Genomic DNA, 3,930 nt, shown 5'->3' on the forward strand with positions numbered 1-3,930 from the left:
GCGGATTCCGTCAGAATGCGGCCAGTACGCAGGCGGCGAGGAAGACGCCCTGCACCACCGTGCGGGCGGGCAGCGGCATGGTCTTGACCCCGCCGCCGGTCCGCGCGGCTCGAATATTGGCCGGGAACATGATGATCAGCAGCGCCGCCAGGCACGCGGCGGCGACCGGGGCGACCGGCGGCAGCAGTAGGCCCACCGCACCGGCCGCCTCCAGGACGCCGGTGAGGGTGATCATGGCCGCCGCGTTGGGGAAGGCGGGCGGGACCATGGCGATCAGCGCGTCACGTTTGGGCTGGGTGAAGTGCGCGCTCGCGGTGAGCAGGAACATGGCGGCCAGGCCGACGCGTGTGGCGTGTGGCCAGGAGTCGAGCCAGTCGACACCGAGCAGGCCGATGAGTCGGGACAGTCCGGTGACGGCGATGAGGGCGATGAGCGGCGCCATGGGGCACTCCTGAGGGCGAGCAGCGAATCTTGACAATGGCTAGATTAGAACCGTGGCGAGAACTTGTCAATGACAAGATTTGCCGTCAGGATCGAAGGATGACCAAGAGCGCCTACCACCACGGCGACCTACGCGCCGCGCTGCTGCGGGCCGCGGCCGAACAGATCGCTCAGGACGGCGTGGACGCGGTATCACTGCGCGCCCTCGCCCAGCGGGCCGGAGTCTCGCATGCCGCGCCCGCCCATCACTTCGGCAACAAACAGGGACTGCTCACGGAACTCGCCATCGAGGGATTCGAGCTGCTGGCGGCTCAATTGCATGGTGCGGCAGGCGATTTCCGAGCCGTTGCGCTCGCCTACATCGGCTTCGCCCGGCGCTGGCCCGGTCATTTCGATGTCATGTTCCGACGCGACCTGCTGTGTGTCGACGATGAACGGCTGATCGCGGCGCGCCGTCGCTCCGGGGCGGAATTACGTTCCGGCATAGCGGAATTGGGCATCGAACCGGAGGATCGCCGGGCCGGTCAGCTCGCGGCCTGGTCGCTGGTGCACGGTTTCGCGCATCTGTGGCGCGAGGGCGCGCTGGTGGGATCGGATCTCGGGGGCGACGACCCCGAGGCATTGGCGCTGGCCATGGTGTCGGCCGTCCGATTCGAGAGTGGTACCGCCGACTGAGCGGGTGGCCGAGATCAGGGCATTGGGTTGGACCGCAGGTCCAGGCGGCGCATCACCCGGTCCACCACATCCGGTGGGATACCCGGTTCGCGGCGGGCCGTCAGGGCTTCGGTGCGGCCCGCCTCCATGACCTCGTGGGTGATCCTGCGCATCTCGGTGGTGAACTTCAGGGTCTTGTCGGTGGCGAGGCGGGCCTTGTCGTCGGCCGCCTCCGGATCGGCCTGGGCCAGGCGGCGTTCGAAGGATTCGCGCAGCCGCACGTAGACGTCCTCCGGCAGATCCTCGGTGGTCGAAATCTGTTTCAGGCGGGCCAGTTCCGCATTGAGGACCCGGGTCCACAGTTGGCGTTCCAGGGTGCGCTCGAGTTCGGTGTCGGCGTGCACACCGGTCGCGCGCACCACGGCAGGCAGCGTCGGCCCCTGGAGCAGCAGGGTGAACAGGACGACGGCGAAGGCGGTGAAGAGGATTTCGGTGCGTCCGGGGAAGGGGTCGCCGTCGGCGGTGGTGAACGGCACGGCCAGGGCCAGCGCGACCGTCGCCACTCCGCGCATACCGGCCCACCAGGTGACCAGGGTTTCCCGCCAGGTGTACGGCTCATCCTTGTCGCGGGTGCGCCACCAACTCTGGAAGACCGCGGTGGTGCCCAGCAGCCACAGCAGGCGCAGCCCGACCACCACCGCCACCACGGCGGCCGCGCCGGTGAGGAAGCGCGGCCAGTCCGGGCCGGTGGTGCGCAGCACGGTGCTCAATTCCAGGCCGATGAGGCCGAAAGCGAAACCGGTGACCAGCATTTCGGTGATCTCCCAGAAGGAGTCGCCCACCGTCCGATAGGCGCTGTCGCTGAAATCCGTTGCCGCGTCGGTCAGATACAGCGCGCTCACCAGCACCGCCAGCACTCCCGAACCGCCGCGGGCGTCGGCGATGCCGTAGGCCGCGAAGGGCAGCAGCAGGCCCAGCGCCACCTGCCACGGCGCTTCGCTCAACCGTTTCATGAGCATGGTGCCCAGCCAGCCCAGCGCCAACCCCACGCCCACCGCGACCAGCGCCGACAGCACGAACTCCCAGGCCGCACTCCACGCCGAGAACGTCCCGGTCAGCACCGCCTGAATGGCCACCGTGTAGATGACGATGGCGGTGACGTCGTTGAACAGCCCCTCACCCTCGAGCACCGACACCAGGCGGCGCGGCAGCCCCAGCTTGCCCGCCAGCGCCGAGACCGCGACCGGATCCGGTGGCGCCACCAGCGCGCCCAATGCCACCGCCGCGGCGATCGGCACCGTCGGGAACATCTCGTGGAACACCCAGGCCGCGGCCGCCGCGGTCACGATGACCAGCACCACCGCCCGCATGACGATGGCACTCCAGTTGTCGGCGAACTGCCGCCACGAGGTGCGCCGCGCCTGGGCGTAGAGCAGCGGCGGCAGCACCATCGGCAGGATCAGCTCCGGATCGATGTGGATCTCCGGCACCGAGGGAATGAGGGCGAGCACACATCCGAAGGCCGTCATGAGCACGGCCGGAGCCTGTCCTATCCGCTTGCCCAGCGGCTGCGCCAGGATCGTCGCGAACAGGACCAGAAAGATCAACTCCAACTGGTGGTGCACCCCCGCCAGTTTGCTGTCGATGCGCTGGATTGTCGAACCGGCTCGCTCGGCCCGCTAGGGTCGGGCCTATGCGTCGCCTCCTGTTCGCGCTGTGCGTGCTGCCCGCCGGGCTGGCCGCGCTGCTGGAGTTGAATGCCACGGGGTCGCTGTTGTGGACGGGCGTGGACGCGGGCGGGGCGGCGCTGGGGAGTTGGGCCTGCTGGACGGCGGCGCGGGAGGACGCTGTGCGGCTCACCCGGCACGCCGGGGTGCCGCTCACCCGACGCGCCGGGGTGGTGGCCGCGCTGGCCGGGCCGGTGCTCGCGATCACCGCGGTGAGCCTGTGGCCGCAGGGTGTGCAGAGTTGGGCGGTGGCCTCGGCGTGGGTGGCAGTTGTCGCGAGCGGGGTGGCGGCGTCGCGGATCATCACGGTCGCCGATGCCGGGCTCACCGGTGCGCTGGCCGTCGCCGCGGTCGGGTCGCCGCTGGCCCTGCGGACCGACGATGTGCCGATAGGCGTGCTGATCATCACCGTTCCGACCGTCACCGCGCTGGGAATCGGGCTGCTCGTGCGGGCCCAGCGCCAACGGCTGGTGGCCGAGCGCGGCGCGGCCGTCGCGGGCGAACGCGCCCAGATGGCACGGGAACTGCACGATGTGATCGCGCACGAGGTGATGGGGATGGTGGTGCTGGCGCAGGCCGCGCAGGCGGGCGCGGAGGAGCGCACCCGGCCACTGCTGGCGCGCATCGAACAGTCGGGTCGGCGGGCGCTGGGCGATATCCGGTCGCTGGTCGACACCCTGGGCGACGGTGCGGGCTCGCGCGGCACCTACGACCTCGACGATCTGGTCTCGCGCTTCGCCGATACCGTCGACGCCGAGGTGGTGTCGGACATCGACCCGGACGTGCGCGACGCCCGGGTGCCCGATCCGGTGGCCTTGGCGGCGCACCGAGTGCTGGCCGAGGCGTTCAACAACATTCGGCGCTACGCCGCCGACGCGAGCCGCATCGACGCGGTGGTGCGGATCCGCGATGCCGAGCTGGCCGTCGAAGTGTGCGACAACGGTTCCGGGACAGCGGGATTGGGTGGTGGCAGTGGTACGGGACTGACCGGGCTGGCCGCGCGGGCGGCGGCGGTGGGCGGCACCGTCACCGCGGGCCGCCTGCCCGACGGCCGCTGGCGGGTGGCCGCGCGGCTGCCGGTCGACGGAAAGGCGGGAGGGATATGACG

Annotated in this window: 4 protein-coding genes; 2 read left to right on the top strand and 2 right to left on the bottom strand. The window is 70.5% G+C overall.

Going from position 1 to position 3,930, the window contains the following annotated elements; genetic code table 11:
• Positions 1 to 10 precede the first annotated feature (10 nt).
• A complete protein-coding gene (locus QK444_RS33790) occupies positions 11 to 442 on the bottom strand; it encodes a DoxX family protein (RefSeq protein WP_282786083.1) in 432 nt (143 codons plus the stop codon).
• A 98-nt stretch (positions 443 to 540) separates the two neighbouring features.
• On the opposite strand from QK444_RS33790, the gene QK444_RS33795 reads away from it, so the two are divergent.
• Positions 541 to 1,116, top strand: a complete 576-nt coding sequence (locus QK444_RS33795) for a TetR/AcrR family transcriptional regulator (protein WP_195120796.1) — start codon at positions 541 to 543, stop codon at positions 1,114 to 1,116.
• Positions 1,117 to 1,130: 14 nt separating this feature from the next.
• Here the strand turns inward: QK444_RS33795 and QK444_RS33800 are convergent, their stop codons facing one another.
• Positions 1,131 to 2,720 carry a Na+/H+ antiporter gene (locus QK444_RS33800; protein ID WP_282786084.1) on the bottom strand — a complete coding sequence of 530 codons (1,590 nt, stop codon included), beginning with the start codon at positions 2,718 to 2,720 and terminating at the stop codon, positions 1,131 to 1,133.
• A 68-nt stretch (positions 2,721 to 2,788) separates the two neighbouring features.
• Here QK444_RS33800 and QK444_RS33805 point away from each other — a divergent pair, with 68 nt between their 5' ends.
• Entirely contained in the window at positions 2,789 to 3,928 is a 1,140-nt protein-coding gene (locus tag QK444_RS33805; RefSeq protein ID WP_282786085.1) for a histidine kinase, read from the top strand.
• Positions 3,929 to 3,930: the final 2 nt, after the last annotated feature.

This window comes from Nocardia sp. CC201C (genome assembly GCF_030010695.1).
Lineage (GTDB): Bacteria > Actinomycetota > Actinomycetes > Mycobacteriales > Mycobacteriaceae > Nocardia > Nocardia otitidiscaviarum.

Coding starts and splice junctions, on each gene's coding strand:
- QK444_RS33790 (WP_282786083.1), bottom strand. CDS start 442: ATGGCGCCGCTCATCGCCCTCATCGCCGTCACCGGACTGTCCCGACTC.
- QK444_RS33805 (WP_282786085.1), top strand. CDS start 2,789: ATGCGTCGCCTCCTGTTCGCGCTGTGCGTGCTGCCCGCCGGGCTGGCC.
- QK444_RS33795 (WP_195120796.1), top strand. CDS start 541: ATGACCAAGAGCGCCTACCACCACGGCGACCTACGCGCCGCGCTGCTG.